The sequence below is a fragment of the Enterobacter sp. SST3 genome, assembly GCF_000286655.1.
In the GTDB taxonomy this organism is placed as follows: Bacteria; Pseudomonadota; Gammaproteobacteria; order Enterobacterales; family Enterobacteriaceae; genus Enterobacter; species Enterobacter roggenkampii.
Genome location: NZ_ALNS01000012.1, coordinates 194,263 through 211,851, shown reverse-complemented (window position 1 = coordinate 211,851; position 17,589 = coordinate 194,263). Strand labels below are relative to the sequence as shown.

At 51.5% G+C, this 17,589-nt stretch carries 14 protein-coding genes and 3 pseudogenes; 10 read left to right on the top strand and 7 right to left on the bottom strand.

From position 1 onward, the window contains the following. Positions 1-44: 44 nt before the first annotated feature. From B498_RS22185 to B498_RS23340, 7 genes and pseudogenes are all read left to right on the top strand, one after another. Positions 45-395, top strand: coding sequence for an HNH endonuclease (locus B498_RS22185; RefSeq protein WP_032622823.1), 351 nt, complete (start codon positions 45-47; stop codon positions 393-395). Positions 396-521: 126 nt separating this feature from the next. After that, positions 522-1,019, top strand: a complete 498-nt coding sequence (locus tag B498_RS14235) for a phage terminase small subunit P27 family (RefSeq protein ID WP_008500724.1) — start codon at positions 522-524, stop codon at positions 1,017-1,019. Beyond that, positions 1,016-2,749, top strand: a complete 1,734-nt coding sequence (locus B498_RS14240; protein ID WP_008500723.1) for a terminase large subunit — start codon at positions 1,016-1,018, stop codon at positions 2,747-2,749. The genes B498_RS14235 and B498_RS14240 overlap by 4 nt, the downstream gene beginning before the upstream one ends. A gap of 147 nt (positions 2,750-2,896) precedes the next feature. Next, positions 2,897-3,334: pseudogene (locus tag B498_RS22885) on the top strand (phage portal protein); the annotation flags it as partial. Next, positions 3,333-4,199: pseudogene (locus B498_RS14255) on the top strand (phage major capsid protein); the annotation flags it as partial. The pseudogenes B498_RS22885 and B498_RS14255, both read left to right, overlap by 2 nt. Next, positions 4,196-4,633: pseudogene (locus B498_RS14260) on the top strand (phage tail sheath C-terminal domain-containing protein); the annotation flags it as partial. The pseudogenes B498_RS14255 and B498_RS14260, both read left to right, overlap by 4 nt. Positions 4,634-4,647: 14 nt before the next feature. After that, on the top strand, positions 4,648-5,913 hold the full coding sequence (locus tag B498_RS23340) for a hypothetical protein (protein WP_008500718.1): 1,266 nt from the start codon (positions 4,648-4,650) through the stop codon (positions 5,911-5,913). Positions 5,914-5,953: 40 nt separating this feature from the next. Here B498_RS23340 and B498_RS0121330 read toward each other — a convergent pair whose 3' ends face one another. The 3 genes from B498_RS0121330 to yeaG all read right to left on the bottom strand — a co-directional run bounded on the left by B498_RS0121330 (position 5,954) and on the right by yeaG (position 11,139). Next, a complete protein-coding gene (locus B498_RS0121330) occupies positions 5,954-6,952 on the bottom strand; it encodes an acyltransferase family protein (protein WP_008500716.1) in 999 nt (332 codons plus the stop codon). 894 nt (positions 6,953-7,846) lie between these two features. After that, positions 7,847-9,130 (bottom strand): YeaH/YhbH family protein, encoded by a 1,284-nt coding sequence (locus tag B498_RS14270; protein WP_008500714.1) that lies wholly within the window; start codon positions 9,128-9,130, stop codon positions 7,847-7,849. Between the two features lie 74 nt (positions 9,131-9,204). Next, positions 9,205-11,139 (bottom strand): protein kinase YeaG, encoded by a 1,935-nt coding sequence (yeaG, locus tag B498_RS14275; protein ID WP_008500713.1) that lies wholly within the window; start codon positions 11,137-11,139, stop codon positions 9,205-9,207. A 431-nt stretch (positions 11,140-11,570) separates the two neighbouring features. Between yeaG and B498_RS14280 the strand changes: the two genes are divergently transcribed. Continuing rightward, on the top strand, positions 11,571-12,317 hold the full coding sequence (locus tag B498_RS14280) for a MipA/OmpV family protein (RefSeq protein WP_008500712.1): 747 nt from the start codon (positions 11,571-11,573) through the stop codon (positions 12,315-12,317). 78 nt (positions 12,318-12,395) lie between these two features. Here B498_RS14280 and B498_RS14285 read toward each other — a convergent pair whose 3' ends face one another. Continuing rightward, entirely contained in the window at positions 12,396-13,280 is an 885-nt protein-coding gene (locus B498_RS14285) for a D-hexose-6-phosphate mutarotase (RefSeq protein ID WP_008500711.1), read from the bottom strand. Positions 13,281-13,352: 72 nt separating this feature from the next. Continuing rightward, complete coding sequence (gene gapA, locus B498_RS14290) at positions 13,353-14,348, bottom strand: glyceraldehyde-3-phosphate dehydrogenase (RefSeq protein ID WP_006809136.1); 996 nt, start codon at positions 14,346-14,348, stop codon at positions 13,353-13,355. 341 nt (positions 14,349-14,689) lie between these two features. Between gapA and msrB the strand changes: the two genes are divergently transcribed. Both msrB and B498_RS14300 read left to right on the top strand, forming a co-directional pair. Then, positions 14,690-15,103: a peptide-methionine (R)-S-oxide reductase MsrB gene (gene msrB / locus B498_RS14295; RefSeq protein WP_008500710.1), complete on the top strand. Its 414-nt coding sequence runs from the start codon at positions 14,690-14,692 to the stop codon at positions 15,101-15,103. A 41-nt stretch (positions 15,104-15,144) separates the two neighbouring features. Beyond that, positions 15,145-15,417, top strand: a complete 273-nt coding sequence (locus B498_RS14300; RefSeq protein WP_008500708.1) for a YeaC family protein — start codon at positions 15,145-15,147, stop codon at positions 15,415-15,417. Positions 15,418-15,468: 51 nt separating this feature from the next. Here the strand turns inward: B498_RS14300 and B498_RS14305 are convergent, their stop codons facing one another. Together B498_RS14305 and pncA are read right to left on the bottom strand one after the other, a co-directional pair. Further along, the gene (locus B498_RS14305) at positions 15,469-16,722 is read right to left on the bottom strand and encodes a glycoside hydrolase family 18 protein (protein WP_008500707.1); all 1,254 of its coding nucleotides are present in this window, start codon (positions 16,720-16,722) and stop codon (positions 15,469-15,471) included. Between the two features lie 221 nt (positions 16,723-16,943). Continuing rightward, on the bottom strand, positions 16,944-17,585 hold the full coding sequence (pncA, locus tag B498_RS14310) for a bifunctional nicotinamidase/pyrazinamidase (RefSeq protein WP_008500706.1): 642 nt from the start codon (positions 17,583-17,585) through the stop codon (positions 16,944-16,946). Positions 17,586-17,589 lie beyond the last annotated feature (4 nt).

Here is a 17,589-nt window from a genome sequence, read left to right as displayed (position 1 = left end):
TTTAACCGCCTGAGGGCGGTTTTTTATTGTCATAACGAGGATATATGCCACCACGAACACCAAAAGCCTGCCGTGTTCGCGGCTGCCGCTCCACCACTACAGACCCGTCCGGTTACTGCGAAAAACATAAAGGCGAAGGATGGAAATCCTACAAATCAGGACAATCTAGGCATCAGCGTGGATATGGAACGAAGTGGGAAGTCATACGCGCTCGCATACTGAAGCGCGACAATGCTCTATGCCAGAATCATCTGCGTCAGGGGATTGCAAGGCAGGCTTCCTGTGTGGACCACATTAAGGCGAAGGCTCACGGCGGCACTGATGATGACAGTAACCTTGAAAGCCTGTGCTGGTCGTGTCACGCCGCTAAGACCGCGCGTGAGCGGCTCAAGTGAGAATCAATGTCATCATCACTCAGGGGAGGGGGAGGTCAAATCTCTGCGACCTCGCGCCTTCCGGACTGCCCGCCTCCTCGAATTTTTTTACCCGCGAAAAATCAAATTTAACCTGGAGTGTCGCTTATGGCTGGAACGACGGGGCGTTCCGGGCGTCGCCCCAAGCCAACGGCGCGCAAGGAGCTGGCTGGTAACCCCGGCAAGCGAGCCCTTAATAAAGAAGAACCAGTTTTCACACCCATTAAAGGCGTTGAACCCCCGGAATGGTTTTCCGAAGACGATGGTATGCCGATGGCCTCCGTCATGTGGGAACTGACCACGAAGGAATTATGCGGGCAAGGTCTTCTCTGTGTAACCGATCTTGCGGTGCTTGAACGCTGGTGTGTGGCTTACGAGTTCTGGCGCCGTGCTGTCAAAAACATCGCCCGTGATGGTCTTTCAATCGTTGGGGCTATGGGGGGAAAAATTAAGAACCCTGAACTTACAGCCAAAAAAGAACAGGAATCGGAGATGAGTTCTACCGGTTCAATGCTGGGACTTGATCCGAGTAGCCGCCAGCGTCTGATCGGTCTTGCTGGTCAGAAGAAAACCTCAAACCCATTCCTGAAGATGATCAATTCATGAGCCGGAAATCGTACCCTAACGTTAACGCCGCGAATCAGTACGCCCGCAACGTTGTGCGGGGTAAAGTCCCGGCGTGCCAGTTTGTCATTCAGGCCTGTCAGCGTCATATCGACGATATGGCCCAGGAGAAGAGCCGAAAATTCCGGTACCGCTTTGACAAGGATATGGCGGAGAAAGCCGCAAAGTTTATTCAACTATTGCCGCATACCAAAGGCGAATGGGCGTTTAAGCGGATGCCGATCACCCTGGAGCCGTGGCAATTGTTCATTGTCTGCTGCGCGTTTGGCTGGGTACAAAAAGGCACTAAGCTTCGTCGCTTCCGTGAGGTCTACACGGAAATACCGCGTAAGAATGGTAAATCGGCTATCTCTGCTGGGGTGGCGCTGTTTTGCTTTACCTGTGACAACGAATTTGGGGCAGAGGTTTATTCCGGTGCCACCACCGAAAAACAGGCATGGGAAGTATTCAGACCAGCGCGCCTGATGTGCAAGCGTACGCCGCTGCTGGTGGAGGCGTTCGGTATTGAGGTGAACGCTTCTAACCTGAACCGTCCCGAGGATGGTGCACGCTTCGAGCCGCTTATTGGCAACCCCGGCGACGGGGCTTCACCACACTGTGCCATTGTCGACGAATATCATGAACACCCGACGGATTCGCTTTACACCACAATGCTGACGGGTATGGGCGCCCGCCGCCAGCCGCTGATGTGGGCTATCACTACGGCAGGCTACAACATTGAGGGGCCGTGCTACGACAAAAGGCGGGAAGTGATAGAGATGCTGAGCGGTACGGTACCGAACGAAGAATTATTCGGGGTGATCTACACGGTCGATGAAGGCGATGACTGGACCGATCCAAAGGTGCTGGAGAAGGCTAACCCAAATATGGGCGTGTCGGTCTACCGTGACTTTTTGCTCAGCCAGCAACAGCGAGCCATCAATAATGCCCGTCAGGCTGGCGTGTTCAAAACAAAGCACCTCAACATCTGGGTTGCTGCCAGAGCAGCTTTCTTTAACCTTGTGTCGTGGCAGAACTGCGAGGATAAGACCCTTACGCTGGAGCAATTTGAGGGACAGCCGAGCGTGCTGGCGTTCGACCTGGCACGCAAACTCGACATGAACAGCATGGCGCGTCTGTTTACGCGGGAGATTGACGGTAAAACACATTACTACTGTGTCGCACCGAGATTCTGGGTGCCCTATGACACGGTGTTCAGCGTTGAAAAAAATGAAGACCGTCGTACTGCTGAGCGTTTTCAGAAATGGGTTGAGATGGGATTGCTGACGGTAACTGATGGTGCAGAGGTTGATTATCGCTACATTCTGGAAGAAGCCAAAGCAGCGAACAAACTCAACCCGGTGAGCGAATCACCAATAGACCCGTTCGGCGCAACTGGTCTTTCCCATGATTTGGCAGATGAAGGTCTTAACCCCATCACGATAATCCAGAACTACACCAATATGTCTGACCCGATGAAAGAGCTTGAGGCCGCTATTGAATCTGGGCGTTTTCATCATGACGGCAACCCAATCATGAGCTGGTGTATCAGCAACGTCGTCGGGAAATATCTTCCAGGTAACGATGACGTGGTTAAGCCTATTAAGGAGCAGAACGAAAACAAAATCGACGGCGCTGTAGCGCTGATAATGGCAGTCGGTCGGGCAATGCTGAAAGAGCCTGGCGATTTCCTTTCATCACTTGATCCGGACGATGACCTCTTAATTCTATGAAATCACTTATTACTGATGTTATCGGGCTTGCCGGTTTCGGCTTGCTTACGTCCGGGGTTTACCTGCGTTTTGGTCTGGCCCCGGCACTCATGTTCGCAGGTGGGCTAATGGTGCTGTGCGCCCTGGCTATGGCCAGAGGGGGTAAACGTGCTGCTTGATGCCTTATTCAGAAGTGAATCACTGGAGAACCCATCAACGCCAATAACGGGTGATTCGATTGATACCGATGGTTTATTTCGGGCCGATGTTTATGTGAGCCCTGAAACAGCTATGAAGCTGGCTGCGGTATATGCCTGTATTTATGTCCTGTCATCAAACCTTGCTCAGATGCCGCTGCACGTCATGCGAAAACACAACGGTAAGGTTGAACCTGCGCGGGACCATCCGGCATTTTATCTTGTTCATGACGAGCCAAATACCTGGCAGACCAGCTATAAATGGCGCGAGTTAAAGCAGCGTCACATCCTCGGCTGGGGTAACGGGTACACTTGGGTAAAACGTGATCGTCGAGGTGAAATTACTTCACTGGATTGTTGTATGCCGTGGGAGACAACGCTGATTAATACCGGCGGGCGATACACCTACCACGCCTGATGCGAAAGGCGGTTACACCGTGCCAACCCAGATGCTGAATAAAATTGTGGACTCGATGAAGGCCTACGGTGGTATCGCCAGCGTGGCCCAAATCCTCAACACCTCCAATGGACAGGACATAACCTGGTCTACGTCCGACGGCACTGCGGAAGAGGGGGAACTGCTGGGCGAAAACACGGAAACAACCGAAGAAGACGTGACGTTTGGCACGGCAATTCTGGGTGCCAAAAAGTTGTCATCCAAAATTATCAAGGTTTCAAACGAGTTGCTGCAGGACAGCGGTGTTGATATTGAAGCTTATCTGGCGTCGCGCATTGGTCAGCGTATTGGGCGCGGTGAAGCAAAATATCTGGTTCAGGGTACCGGAGCAGGAACGCCAGTGCAGCCAAAAGGCCTGGTGGCTTCAGTTACCGGGACGGTGAATACTGCCGCAGCTGCCTCGTTCACCTGGCAGGAGATGAACAAACTTAAACACGCAATCGACCCGGCTTATCGCGGTGGGCCAAAGTTCCGTTGGGCGTTTAATGATTCGACGCTTCAGGTGATCGAGGAGATGGTGGATGGGCAGAACCGCCCGCTGTGGCTTCCGGATGTGGCAGGCGGCACCCCGGCCACCATTCTGAATATTCCGTATGTGATCGACCAGGCGATTGACAGTATTGCCGCGGGTAAAAAATTCGCGTTCCTCGGCGATTTCGATCGATTTATCGTGCGACGTATTACCTACATGACGCTTAAACGCCTGGTAGAACGTTATGCTGAGTACGATCAGACCGCCTTCCTGGCATTCCATCGCTTCGATTGTGTGCTGGAAGATGTGGCAGCCATCAAAGCGCTGGTGGGTAAACCTGCGTAACAGCATTACCGCCCCCAACGGGCAAGCGTTTCATTCGTACTGAGCAGCAATCGTTACTGACTCACGGTGTCGCTACTGCATATGCAGAAGGCGGTGTGCTTCGTATTCAGCGGGATATCACCACCTACAAAAAGAACGCTTACGGCGTGGCGGATAACAGCTATCTGGACAGCGAAACGCTGCATACCAGTGCGTACGTGCTCCGTCGCCTGAAGTCCGTTATTACCAGCAAGTATGGCCGTCATAAACTGGCGAATGATGGTACACGATTCGGCCCCGGCCAGGCGATTGTCACCCCTGCGGTCATTAAGGGTGAGTTGCTGGCAACGTATCGCCAGATGGAGCGTGAAGGGATCGTAGAAAACTATGACCTGTTTAAAGCGCACCTGATTGTTGAGCGCGATGCGAATGACCCGACCCGCATCAACGTACTTTAACCGGAGACATTATGCATCGCATTGACACACCTACTGCGCAGAAAGATAAATTCGGCGCGGGCAAGAATGGCTTTACCCGTGGGAATCCACAGACAGGAACCCCGGCTACAGATCTTGATGATGATTACTTTGACATGCTGCAGGAAGAGCTGGCAGGCGTGGTTGAAGCAAGCGGCGCCAGCCTGGATAAGTTGAAACACAATCAGTTACTGACTGCCATTAAAGCGATACTGCTGACCCGGTCAAGCCCATTTGCGGACATCAAATCTGATGGCAACGTTCCGGTTGCGCTGGAAAATCTTGGTTTAACCACAGGTGGAAATGTTGGCAGGTTGATCGACATTAAACCGCTGTCAGGTACCGGGATTTATACCAGGCCTGCCAACTTAAAATACGCGCTTGTGTATGTTGTGGGGGCAGGTGGTGGGTCTGGTTCTGCGCCAGCGACATCATCAGCGCAGACATCAGCATCACCTGGCGGCGCCAGTGGTTCGTGGGCTAAGGTCAGATTGACCGCAGCAGAAATTGGCGCAAGTCTTCCTTACGTCGTTGGCCCTGGAGGTGCAGCCGGAGTCAGCGGAGCGGGCGGGGATGGTGGGAACACATCGTTTGGCTCATTAATCGTATGCCCTGGCGGTAAAGGATCGCCTAATGGAGTTTGCGTAATGAATACATATGCGATGGTTTCAAAGCCAGGAAATATTGTAACTAACGTATTTCCTGCTGATTATACACTCCAGGAACTGTCCGATATGTTCCCGGACTACATCATCGTCAGGATTACAGAAGGGCTGAAGTGTGCTAACGGTGATTATTACAACGTTGCTGATGGGTTGTTTTATATCGATCCAGATTTCACCTGGCTTTCAGGGACAACTCCACCACCTTCTCTGGATGATGCTTATGCCGCATCATTGAAAATGATAAGAGAGAATGGTAGTGCTGCGCTTATGTCTATTAAACCTCCCTATTCAGAGCAGGAAGCATCAACATGGTGGGCGCAAAGCGAAGAGGCAAATCTGTGGGCAAGTAATAATAGTTTTGTGCCAGAAATGCTAAACGCAATAGTAGCATCATCCAGTGGATTATATACGTTACAAACATTAGTTAGTGAGATATTATCTAATGTTACTTCCTGGAAAGAAGCATCTGGAAATATCTTAGGGCAGATAAAGTACAAGACTGAACAGTTAAATGCTATTAAAGCTGAGGTTATAGCTGGGGAGAAAAATGTTATGGACATTGTTAACTTTAATGCTGATATAAATATTCATTAAAACTACCGCCCACTCAACTAAAAAAATGAGTGGGCGATAATTACATCAATTTGGCTATTTTTGCTCTTACTTTTTCTATTCTCGATTCTATCAAGTAAAATGCAATTGCCCCAATTAATATTGATGCAAGGATAGTAATGAAAACAGAAACAGGTTTTCCAAATTTAAACTGTGATAATGTGGATAGCGCTATGAAATGGAATAAGTAGATAGAAAAACTCCACTCCCCCACTTTTCTAATTATTACGTTTTGTAGTAAGGAACCAAGCAACCCTCTTCCAGAAATACATGCAACCACAAATATTGTCCATACAAGACCAATAGGAATAAACATATTTGTAATATCAGCCCTTGAATCCCCACCAGTAAGCAGGTTCCTGACTGAAGGGTAAAACATGAATATGATAAATATTGACATTGCAGATATCGTATTTACTAATCTAACAGTCAGCAGATTCTGTATGTCCATATATATTACAGAGCCAACAACACCAAGCAAAAAACACGGCACATACCAAGTCACATCAATCGAGTTACTTGGGGTCATGTAATACGGCCACCATAATTGAATGACCAATATAAATATGCCTGAAGCGATTATGACAGCGATATTCCCAAATTTTCTTTGCGCAAAGAAAAATGCATAACTAACTATTGGTAGAAAGAAATAAAATTTAAACTCAACTGGAATAGTCCAGAGATGAAAAAATGTATCTCTAAATATAGATATGTCTATCATCTTCTGAAAGTCGTAATACCCCATAAAGTAATAAATAGAAACGGCAATAATAAACATTGGTAATATTCTTAGAAACCTACCAATAAGGTATGATGCTAATGAGCGGGGCGTGAGATCAATCCCATTCAGTTTATGGCTTAATAAAAATGCGCTAAGTATAAAAAACAGCCAAACGCCGACCTTCCCAGATCCTCGCATATAATCTGAATGTTCAGGATAATAAAGAACAAAGGAGTGAGCAAACAGAACCAAAAGCACTGCAATTCCCCTAATTCCTGAAGCAGAAGGAAAATATTTCAATTGATAATTCCTGTCATATTTTAAGTTTTCATGATTTATAGCACAAAAAAATCATACTATAAATTCCACCAGTTATCTCGTGATAGCGGCATAGCTAAACCCGAAAGCGCCAAGTGCAAAACCCTGCGCAGGATGCCGACACTTTAGAAAGATTGAGTTTGCTATACATATCCTTCCACTTCAACAAGTTTGAAGAAAGTTAACCGCTTCGCCTTGATCAGAGCCTGGAATGATAATACTGTATATATAAACAGTATCAATCGGAGGTGCATCATGGGGTTTCCATCGCCAGCTATGGATTACCAGGAACAGCGGTTAACCATAGATCTGCTATGCGGAATTGACGGGAACTGCCGGGTAATAGAGACGTCATGTGGTTGGGCTGTCATTAACGTTGCCCTGAGACCAGAGCAGGGAGATACGCTCCTGGTAAGAATGGATAACAGGAATGAGTTTGCAAAGCTTTACGGTTCTGCGTTGGTCACTGAAGATGGTGAAGCGATAGAAGGCGACGCGCTGGATGACGTGGAGGTTTTTGGAGTGTTAACGCATAGCCTTAACAGGGTAGGGAACGATGATTGCCCGGCGATTTAAAGCACGGTTAAACCATCATTTCACCATAGTTTCACCATAGAGATTTTACACAAAGAAAAAACCAGCCGTAAAAGGCTGGTTTTCAATGTGTTTTTGGTCGGCACGAGAGGATTTGAACCTCCGACCCCCGACACCCCATGACGGGCACACTAAAAAACAGGGTATCTGGTATAGCTATTTCTTACAAAATAGCCTTCCCCAAAATAAAAGCTAAGTGGATGAAAAACATGATGAAAATCGAGCACTAAAACGCAAATAAATCAGCCAGTAAAATGCATTTAACTGGCTGATTTTAATGATTTAATTTGCTGTTGATGTGCTTTGCTTGTGGAACAGCTCCCTGAACACCGGATAAATGTCATCCTGGTCACGGATATGCTGCATGGCAAAATTATCGAACATCGACTGCAGATGCTCATACTCCCGCCACAGGGTCTGGTGCGCACGACGGGTGATTTCGATATAGCTGTAGTAACGCACGACCGGCAGAATTTTCTTCGCCAGAATCTCGTGACACAGCGGCGAGTCGTCGGCCCAGTTATCGCCATCCGACGCCTGCGCGGCATAAATGTTCCACTGTGCCGGGTCGTAGCGCTCTTTGACCACTTCATCCATCAGCTTCAGCGCGCTCGAGACGATGGTGCCCCCGGTTTCCTGCGAGTAGAAGAACTCATGTTCATCCACTTCTTTTGCCTGGGTGTGGTGGCGGATATAGACCACCTCCACGTTCTTATAGGTTCTGCTCAGGAACAGATAGAGCAGAATATAGAAGCGCTTTGCCATATCCTTGGTGGCCTGGTCCATCGAGCCGGACACGTCCATCAGACAGAACATCACCGCCTGGCTGGAGGGCTCAGGGCGTTTTTCGTAGTTCTTGTAGCGCAGGTCAAAGGTGTCGATAAACGGGACCCGTTCGATCTTCGCCCTCAGCTCTGCAATCTCTTTACGCAGGCGCTCCTCTTCCAGCAGTTGCGCCGGTTCCGTATTTTCCACCACCTTCAGGCTGCTCTCCAGCTCGCGCAGTTCGCGACGTTTGCCTGCCGTCATGGCCGTGCGTCGCGCCAGCGAGTTCTGCAGCGAACGCACGACGCTGATGTTGGCGGGCACGCCGTTGGCGGTATAGCCCGCGCGGTGGGTTTTATATTCATTAAGCTGACGATGCTGATTCTTTTTCAGATTCGGCAGCGCCAGGTCTTCGAACAGCAGGTCGAGATATTCATCTTTTGAGATCTGGAAAACAAATTCGTCCTGACCTTCACCGTCCTGGCTGGCCTGTCCCTGACCGCTCCCTGAACCACCGCCGCCGCCCTGAGGGCGCTCAATTCTGTCGTTCTGAACGAAGTGGTCATTACCTGGGTGTACGCGATGGCGCAGGCCGCCTCGCCCCTGATGAAACATCGGTTCGCTGATGTCATCGGTGGGGATGGAGACAGACTCGCCGCTGTCGACGTCGGTCACCGAGCGTTTGTTGATGGCCTCGGAGATAGACTGTTTAATTTGCGCTTTATAACGACGCAAGAAGCGCTGGCGGTTCACCGTGCTCTTGTTTTTGCCGTTAAGACGCCGGTCAATAAACCAGGTCATATACCCCCCGTACTGCATTTGCCAACTTGCATTTTGTAGGCCCGGCAGGCGCTAAGCGCCGCCGGGCACTTGTTTTAAGACGATTTACGCACGCGCAGGTACCATTCGCAGAGCAGGCGGACCTGTTTGCGGGTGTAGCCTTTTTCCATCATACGGTCGACAAAATCGTCGTGTTTTTTCTGTTCATCGGTTGAGGTTTTGGCGTTAAACGAGATCACCGGCAGCAGCTCTTCGGTATTGGAGAACATTTTCTTCTCAATGACCGTGCGCAGCTTCTCGTAGCTGGTCCAGTTCGGGTTGCGCCCGTTGTTATGCGCTCTGGCGCGCAGGACGAAGTTCACAATCTCGTTACGGAAGTCTTTCGGGTTGCTGATCCCGGCAGGCTTCTCGATTTTTTCCAGCTCCGCGTTCAGGGATTCACGGTCAAACAGCTGGCCGGTATCCGGGTCGCGGTATTCCTGATCCTGGATCCAGAAGTCAGCGTAGGTGACATAACGGTCAAAAATGTTCTGCCCGTATTCTGAATAGGATTCCAGGTAGGCCGTCTGGATCTCTTTGCCAATGAACTCGGCGTATTTCGGGATCAGGTAACCTTTCAGGAACTCAAGGTAGCGTTCAGCCTGCTCCTGGGGGAACTGCTCGCGCTCGATTTGCTGCTCCAGCACGTAGAACAGATGCACCGGGTTGGCCGCCACTTCCGCATGGTCGAAGTTAAAGACGCGGGAGAGGATCTTAAACGCGAAGCGCGTGGACAGACCGTTCATCCCTTCATCAACCCCGGCGTAGTCGCGATACTCCTGATACGACTTCGCTTTCGGATCGGTATCCTTCAGGCTCTCACCGTCATAGACGCGCATTTTCGAGTAGATGCTGGAGTTTTCCGGCTCTTTCAGGCGCGACAGGATGGAGAAGCGAGACAGCGTTTCCAGCGTGCCCGGCGCGCACGGCGCATGCACCAGCTCACTGTGGTTAAGCAGTTTCTCGTAAATTTTGATCTCTTCGGAGATCCGCAGGCAGTAAGGCACCTTGACGATGTACACGCGGTCAAGGAAGGCCTCGTTGTTTTTGTTGTTACGGAAGGTCACCCATTCAGATTCGTTCGAGTGGGCAAGAATGATCCCGTTAAACGGCAGGGCGGAGATACCTTCCGTCCCGTTGTAGTTTCCTTCCTGAGTGGCCGTCAGCAGCGGATGCAGCACCTTGATGGGCGCTTTAAACATCTCGACGAATTCCATAATCCCCTGGTTAGCCCGGCACAGCGCGCCAGAGTAACCGTAGGCATCCGGGTCGTTTTGCGCGAAGTTTTCCAGCTTGCGGATGTCGACCTTACCGACCAGCGCCGAAATATCCTGGTTGTTCTCATCACCGGGTTCCGTTTTAGCGATGGCGATCTGTTCCAGGATCGACGGCCAGACTTTCACCACGCGGAATTTGGTGATGTCGCCACCAAACTCGTGCAGGCGTTTTGCCGCCCACGGCGACATGATGGTGCCGAGGTAGCGACGCGGGATGCCGTACTCTTTATCCAGAATCTGCGCATCTTCCTGCGGATTGAACAAGCACAGCGGGTGGTCATTCACCGGGCTGCGCTCGCCGTTGGCGCTCAGGACATAGATAGGCACGCGCTGCATCAGCGACTTCAGGCGTTCCGCCAGCGAGGATTTACCGCCGCCCACGGGGCCGAGTAAATAGAGGATCTGTTTCTTCTCTTCCAGACCCTGAGCGGCATGCTTCAGGTAGGAGACAATCTGTTCGATTGCATCTTCCATACCATAGAACTCTTCAAACGCCGGGTATCGGGCGACCACCCGATTCGAAAAGAGACGGGAAAGCCGGGGTTCCAGGGCAGTGTCAACCATGTTTGGCTCACCAATAGCCATCAATAGCCGTTCTGCCGCATTGGCATAGGCACTGCGATCTTGCCGACAGATGGTAAGAAACTCCTGCAGTGTGAACTCTTCGTCCTTGGCAGCTTCATAGCGCTGGCGATAGTGATCGAATATATTCATGGCATGCCGTCCTTTCGTTTTTTAGCACAGGATAAGAGCCGTTCGTATGAGTAGTGGAGGCTCCCGGAAGAGAATCTCTCGCACCTCACTGCCAGAGCAGCAACCTGTGTGCCAGGTCAGACGCTAAGAACCGCAGGGTGTTCAGGAAAACTCTTCTTAAATTAAAGCGTAGATGGCATTTGCAAAACTTGCATGCCCATAAAATCTACTTTCAATGACATATCAATAACTCATCCAAAAATTTCCACTCTGGTAATAAGGCAAAAGCACATTTTTCATTCAGCGGTCATGTAAATGAAAGCCGGTTGTCATCTGATAAGTTAAAAATAATGGGTTAATCAGACTGATTAGCAGGCAAAAAATTTTGGGATGTACGGGAATGGCGGTTACACTTCACCCGCTGATTATTTGACTACAGGAAAGAATGGATTGTGACCAAACTCAAACTTCTGGCATTAGGCATCCTTGCCGCGACCGCAGTAAGCACCGCACAGGCGGAAAGTCAGTGGACGGTTGGCGGGGGTGTTGGCGTCATTAACAGCCCGTACAAACAGTATGACCGTGATGTTTATCCTGTCCCGGTTATCACCTATGAAGGCGATAACGTCTGGTTCCGTGGGCTCGGCGGCGGCTACTATCTGTGGAACGATACGGCCGATAAGCTTTCCATCATGGCGTACTACGATCCTACGCACTTCAAGCCGGGTGACAGCGACAGCCACGCGCTTCGCCAGCTCGACAAGCGTAAAAGCTCGATGATGGCCGGCCTCTCTTATGTGCATAACACCCAGTATGGCTTCCTGCGTACGGCCCTGGCAGGCGATACGCTGGATAACAGCAACGGCTTTATCTGGGATCTGGCGTGGCTGTACCGTTACACCAACGGTGGTCTGACCCTGACGCCGGGTATTGGTGTGCAGTACAACAGCGAGAACTACAATGACTACTATTATGGCGTCTCTAAAAACGAGTCCCGTCGTAGCGGTCTGAAGAGCTACAGCGCAGATGACGGCTGGGATCCGTACCTGGAGCTGACCGCGAGCTATAACTTCCTTGGCGACTGGAGCGTGTACGGTACTGGCCGTTATGAGCGTCTGAGCGATGAAGTGAAAGACAGCCCGATGGTCGATAAGTCCTGGGCAGGCATCTTTTCTGTCGGTGTGACCTACAAGTTCTGATTGCGCACTTATATTGTGCAATTGGTGCATCAAAACGGGGCGCTTGCGCCCCGTTTGCTTTAGTGTGGTGCAGCGAGATTATCGCTTAATAATGCGGATCGTCTGACCTAAACGAGATGGCTTTTCTTCACTCGCTTTCTGCGGGGCAGTCACGCAGGCCGTTTCCACGCAGACAAACGTTTTATAACCGTCGTCAGGCACGTCGGCCATGCTGACAGACAGTGCAGGGCCCGGGTTCCAGCCCACCACGTTGCTGTGATGGTGATGTACTACCTCAATGCCGCGGTTCAGGGCACCGTCGTGGATCATGCTGCATGCTTCCGGATGCAGATAGACGCGGTCGGTACGGTCAGGAAACGCCTGAACGCCGTCGCTGAGTTTGCCTTCTTTCGCGTTGTCGACTTTATCGATAAAGGTATCGCCAAGACCGCTCACCTTCACAGCGCTGATGTCACCCACGTTGAAATAGGTGTGCAGGGCGGAGGTGGTTTCGAACTCGCCATGGGCTTCCAGTTCGATTTCACAGGTTTTACCCAGCTTAAAGCGGGCGTACAGGGTGAAATCGTGCGGCCACAGAGCGCGGGTTTCGTCATTTGCCTGCAGCTCAAAGGTCAGCACGGCGCCGTTGTCGTCTTCGTTATGCGCTTTAAGGGTCCACTGCTGGTTACGGGCAAAACCGTGAGAAGGCAAACCCGGCTGTGCGGACGGGCCGAACCACGGCCAGCAGATCGGTACGCCACCACGGATTGCAGCCCCTTTTTTGAAGGAGGTCGCATCACTGAGCCACAGTCCCTCAACTTCACCTTCCGGCTTCCAGGAGAGCAGGTGGGCGCCGTTCAGCGCCACGGAGGCCTTAACGCGTGGATGGTCAACGACGATAACGTCAGCACCGTCAATCTGGCGGCGGGAGAGCACAGGGGTAAGTTGTTCGACTACCGGAAGTGCAAAAATTTTATTAATCATTAAGCAATCCTCTGTCTTATAAATAAAAAAGGCGACCGAAGTCGCCTTTTTGGATCAAACACTCATCTCAACTTATTTGGAGATGTGAGCGATCAGGTCCAGTACTTTGTTAGAGTAGCCGGTTTCGTTGTCGTACCAGGATACCAGTTTAACGAAGTTGTCGTTCAGTGCGATACCTGCTTTAGCATCGAACACAGAAGTGCACACTTCGCCGTTGAAATCGGTAGATACAACGTCGTCTTCGGTATAACCCAGAACGCCTTTCATTGGGCCTTCGGAAGCAGCTTTGATTGCTTTCTTAATTTCTTCATAAGAAGCAGCTTTTTCCAGACGAACGGTCAGGTCAACAACGGATACGTTAGGAGTTGGAACGCGGAACGCCATACCAGTCAGTTTGCCATTCAGTTCTGGCAGTACTTTACCTACAGCTTTAGCCGCACCGGTAGAGGATGGGATGATGTTCTGAGCCGCGCCACGGCCGCCGCGCCAGTCTTTGTGAGACGGGCCATCAACGGTTTTCTGAGTAGCGGTGGTTGCGTGAACGGTAGTCATCAGACCTTCGATGATGCCGAAGTTGTCGTTGATAACTTTAGCCAGCGGTGCCAGGCAGTTGGTGGTGCAGGATGCGTTGGAAACGATGTCCTGGCCAGCGTAAGTTTCGAAGTTTGCACCACGAACGAACATTGGGGTGTTGTCTTTGGAAGGACCCGTCAGAACAACTTTCTTCGCACCCGCAGTGATGTGTTTACGTGCAGTTTCGTCGGTCAGGAAGATACCGGTTGCTTCAGCAACAACGTCAACACCAATTTCGTTCCATTTCAGGTTAGCTGGGTCTTTCTCAGCAGTAACGCGGATGGTTTTGCCATTTACAACCAGGTGGCCGTCTTTCACTTCAACGGTGCCGTCGAAACGACCGTGAGTTGAGTCGTACTTCAGCATGTACGCCATGTATTCAGCGTCCAGGAGATCGTTGATACCAACGATTTCGATGTCAGAACGTTTCTGAGCAGCACGGAAAACAATACGGCCGATACGGCCAAAACCGTTGATACCTACTTTGATAGTCATATATTCCACCAGCTATTTGTTAGTGAATAAAAGGTTGCCTGTAAAATTACAAAAACCTTACGCAGCGTCAAGCGGAATCGTGTCAATCATTGCGACAAATCAATCCTGTGACTAACGTTTGTGCGACTGACTCGCCTCACTTTCCCTTTGAGCTTGCAACCACATGGGGGCTGCGCCCGGAATTTTAAAGTCCTCGCAGGATAAAAATGTGAATATGATCACAATTGCCTGACCGCCTTTTCGCGACACATAAGTTTAGATCAAAAGTGCACGCAAGGGTGTTAATGTTTTGTTAGAATGCGGGGTAAAAGATGTCTGTTTCTACAGCGAGATGTAAGCATATGTCGAACCAACGTAACCCCGACGATTTGAAAAAAAACCTCACAGAAATGCAGTTTTACGTGACGCAGAACCACGGGACGGAACCGCCGTTCACCGGGCGTTTACTGCACAACAAGCGAGACGGCGTCTACCACTGCCTGGTCTGTGATGCTCCGCTGTTCAATTCCCAAACGAAATTTGATTCGGGCTGCGGCTGGCCGAGCTTTTACGAGCCGGTGAGCGATGAGGCTATCCGCTATCTGACCGACTCGTCGCACGGTATGGTGCGCACCGAAATTCGCTGCGGCAACTGCGATGCGCACCTTGGACACGTCTTCCCGGATGGCCCTCAGCCAACGGGCGAGCGTTTCTGCGTGAATTCAGCCTCAATGAGCTTCACTGACGACGAAAACGGCGACCAGATCAAGGGTTGAAAAAACGATTCAGCAAATTATTCCTTCGAAAGGGCGGGATTGTGAATATTGAAGACATGATTAGCGGTATGACGCCGGAGATTTATCAGCGTCTGGTCACCGCCGTAGAGCTGGGAAAATGGCCCGATGGCGTCGCGCTGACCACGGAGCAAAAAGAGAACAGCCTGCAGCTGGTTATGCTGTGGCAGGCGCGCAACAACACCGACGCGCAGCACATGACGATCGACACCCATGGTCAAATGGTGATGAAGAGCAAGCGTGAGCTGAAAGAGGACTTCGGTATCACGCCGAAGCCGATTGCGACTTTCAAATAAGGCTCTCCCTGTAGGCCGGGTAAGCGCTAGCGCCACCCGGCACGCTACACTTTAGTGCGGGATCCCGAGCGACGCCGCCAGCTGCTTCGCTAACTGGTTTTCATCATCCGCGCCGTACTCCCAGAACATCGCCCCGGCGAGACCTTTCTCTTTGATGTAGTCCGCTTTGATCGCCACGGATCGCGGGTTCTCATACGAAATCGCAAACAGCGCGTTGCCATCGGCACCCTTCACCGAAAGCCACGGCACTTTCGCCTGGTCGTCCCAGTGCTCGGTAAAGCGTTTCTGCGGATCGTTCAGCAGCTTTTTGACGATATCGTTGTACTTCACGTAGGTATCTTTGGTCAGGTCGTAGCCGAGCGACTTGAACAACCCGATCTCCTGCGGCCCGAAGTAGGGCTGAGTGGCCGGATTTTTTTGCGCATCGGGTTTCGTCCAGTCAATGCCCGGCTCCACGGCGCGTTTTGGTACGCGGCCATAGAAACCAATCCCGAGATTCATCTGCTGCGGCTTCAGCCCGGCGGCCAGATAGTTGTTCACCACAAAATCGACGCTGTATTTGTCCGCGGCGGCCACCGTCGGCCAGGCGCTGGAGTCGTACAGGTTGGCATTGAAATACTGCGTGCCGTACGCCATGTCGTAGGTCATCAGGTTGATGTAATCGAGCAGGGGGGCAATGGCTTTCACATCCACCCAGCTTTTCGGACTTTCCGCATTCGCGCCTACCGCAATGGTCACCAGCTTTTTATGCCCGAACGCGTCGCGCATCTCCTTCAGCAGGGCGGTAAAGTTATCCCTGTCGGCGGGCTGGCTTGCCACCAGGCCCCAGGCACCGTTGACCGGATACTCCCAGTCGAGGTCGATCCCGTCCAGACCATATTTTTCAACAATCTCCTGCGCGGAGCGGATGAACACCGCGCGACTCTCTTGGGTTGCCGCTGCGCCAGAGAAGCCACGGGCGCCCCAGCGGCCGACGGAGAGCAGGACCTTAAGATTTGGGTTTTGCTTACGCAGGGTGGGGATCAAGGCCAGGTCGGACGCCACTTTTGGTGATAGCCAGATTTGATGCAGCTTCGCCGGATCTTTCAGCGCGGCGTTGGTTTCGTCTTTTTCGTCGTTATAGACCAGACCAAACGAGTAGTTCAGGTGGGTGATCTGGCGAACGTCCAGCTTATTGATATCGCCACCCGGTCCAGCGGTGACGTCGCCACCCCCGTTAAAGTAGCCCACGGACATCAGGGAACTGGCGGAGGCAACTGACGCGCAAAGCAAGGGTAAGGCTGCCAGCAAGGGCAAACGTTTCATACAAGTTCCTCTTTGACTTAATAAAATTAACCACGCCACGGAAAAGGCGTGGCGAAAAAACAGCCTGAAGAGAATAGCATTGCCGCTTCGGTGAGGTTGCGAGGGAGTTCACTTTATGGGGATCGGAGGGGGAGTTTTGCCGGGTGGCGCTGACGCTTACCCGGCCTACAAAACCAAAGAAGTCGGCCGGGTAAGGCGCAGCCGCCACCCGGCTTAAAAGACTACGCCTGCGTTTCCAGCCAGTCTTCGAGCGTATACAGCGTCGCGCCTTCCGCAGCCATATCCATAAACGCCTGAGCGCTGTCCTGCGGGTGAATGTTCACCCCGCGGCAGCCGTCGGTGATGACGCTGACGGTGTAGCCAAGCTGAAGCGCATCCAGCACGGTGAACTTCACGCAGTAGTCCGTTGCCAGCCCCAGTACAATCAGCTCGGTGATTTCATGGTGACGTAACCAGGCGTCCAGCGCCGTTTTCTGGCGATGCCCGTTATCAAAAAACGCGCTATAGCTGTCGATAGCCGGGTTTTCACCTTTATGGAACACCGCGTCGATGGCTTTCTGGTTCAGGAGCGGATGTAACTCCGCGCCTTCCGTTTGCTGTACGCAATGATCCGGCCAAAAAGTTTGCGCCAGCCCGTCGAGTTCACCGTGGGTGAAGGGCTCGACATTGTGCTGGCTGGCAAAGCTGCCGTGATTTGCCGGGTGCCAGTCCTGGCTTGCGACAACTGCTTCACCACGGGCTTTGCACCAGTCAATCAGCGTGTTGGCTACGTCAACGGTGCTGTCACCTTCGGCGACGGCCAGCGCACCGCCCGCGCAGAAATCATTTTGCAAATCGACCAGGAGCAGGGCGCGTTGCTTCATGAGA

Bases quoted from the DNA above. Each gene is read 5' to 3' on its own strand.
- B498_RS14305 (WP_008500707.1), bottom strand. From the start codon at position 16,722: ATGAAACGTTTGCCCTTGCTGGCAGCCTTACCCTTGCTTTGCGCGTCA.
- B498_RS22185 (WP_032622823.1), top strand. From the start codon at position 45: ATGCCACCACGAACACCAAAAGCCTGCCGTGTTCGCGGCTGCCGCTCC.
- B498_RS14240 (WP_008500723.1), top strand. From the start codon at position 1,016: ATGAGCCGGAAATCGTACCCTAACGTTAACGCCGCGAATCAGTACGCC.
- gapA (WP_006809136.1), bottom strand. From the start codon at position 14,348: ATGACTATCAAAGTAGGTATCAACGGTTTTGGCCGTATCGGCCGTATT.
- B498_RS23340 (WP_008500718.1), top strand. From the start codon at position 4,648: ATGCATCGCATTGACACACCTACTGCGCAGAAAGATAAATTCGGCGCG.
- B498_RS14285 (WP_008500711.1), bottom strand. From the start codon at position 13,280: ATGATTAATAAAATTTTTGCACTTCCGGTAGTCGAACAACTTACCCCT.
- yeaG (WP_008500713.1), bottom strand. From the start codon at position 11,139: ATGAATATATTCGATCACTATCGCCAGCGCTATGAAGCTGCCAAGGAC.
- B498_RS14235 (WP_008500724.1), top strand. From the start codon at position 522: ATGGCTGGAACGACGGGGCGTTCCGGGCGTCGCCCCAAGCCAACGGCG.
- B498_RS14270 (WP_008500714.1), bottom strand. From the start codon at position 9,130: ATGACCTGGTTTATTGACCGGCGTCTTAACGGCAAAAACAAGAGCACG.
- msrB (WP_008500710.1), top strand. From the start codon at position 14,690: ATGTCGAACCAACGTAACCCCGACGATTTGAAAAAAAACCTCACAGAA.
- pncA (WP_008500706.1), bottom strand. From the start codon at position 17,585: ATGAAGCAACGCGCCCTGCTCCTGGTCGATTTGCAAAATGATTTCTGC.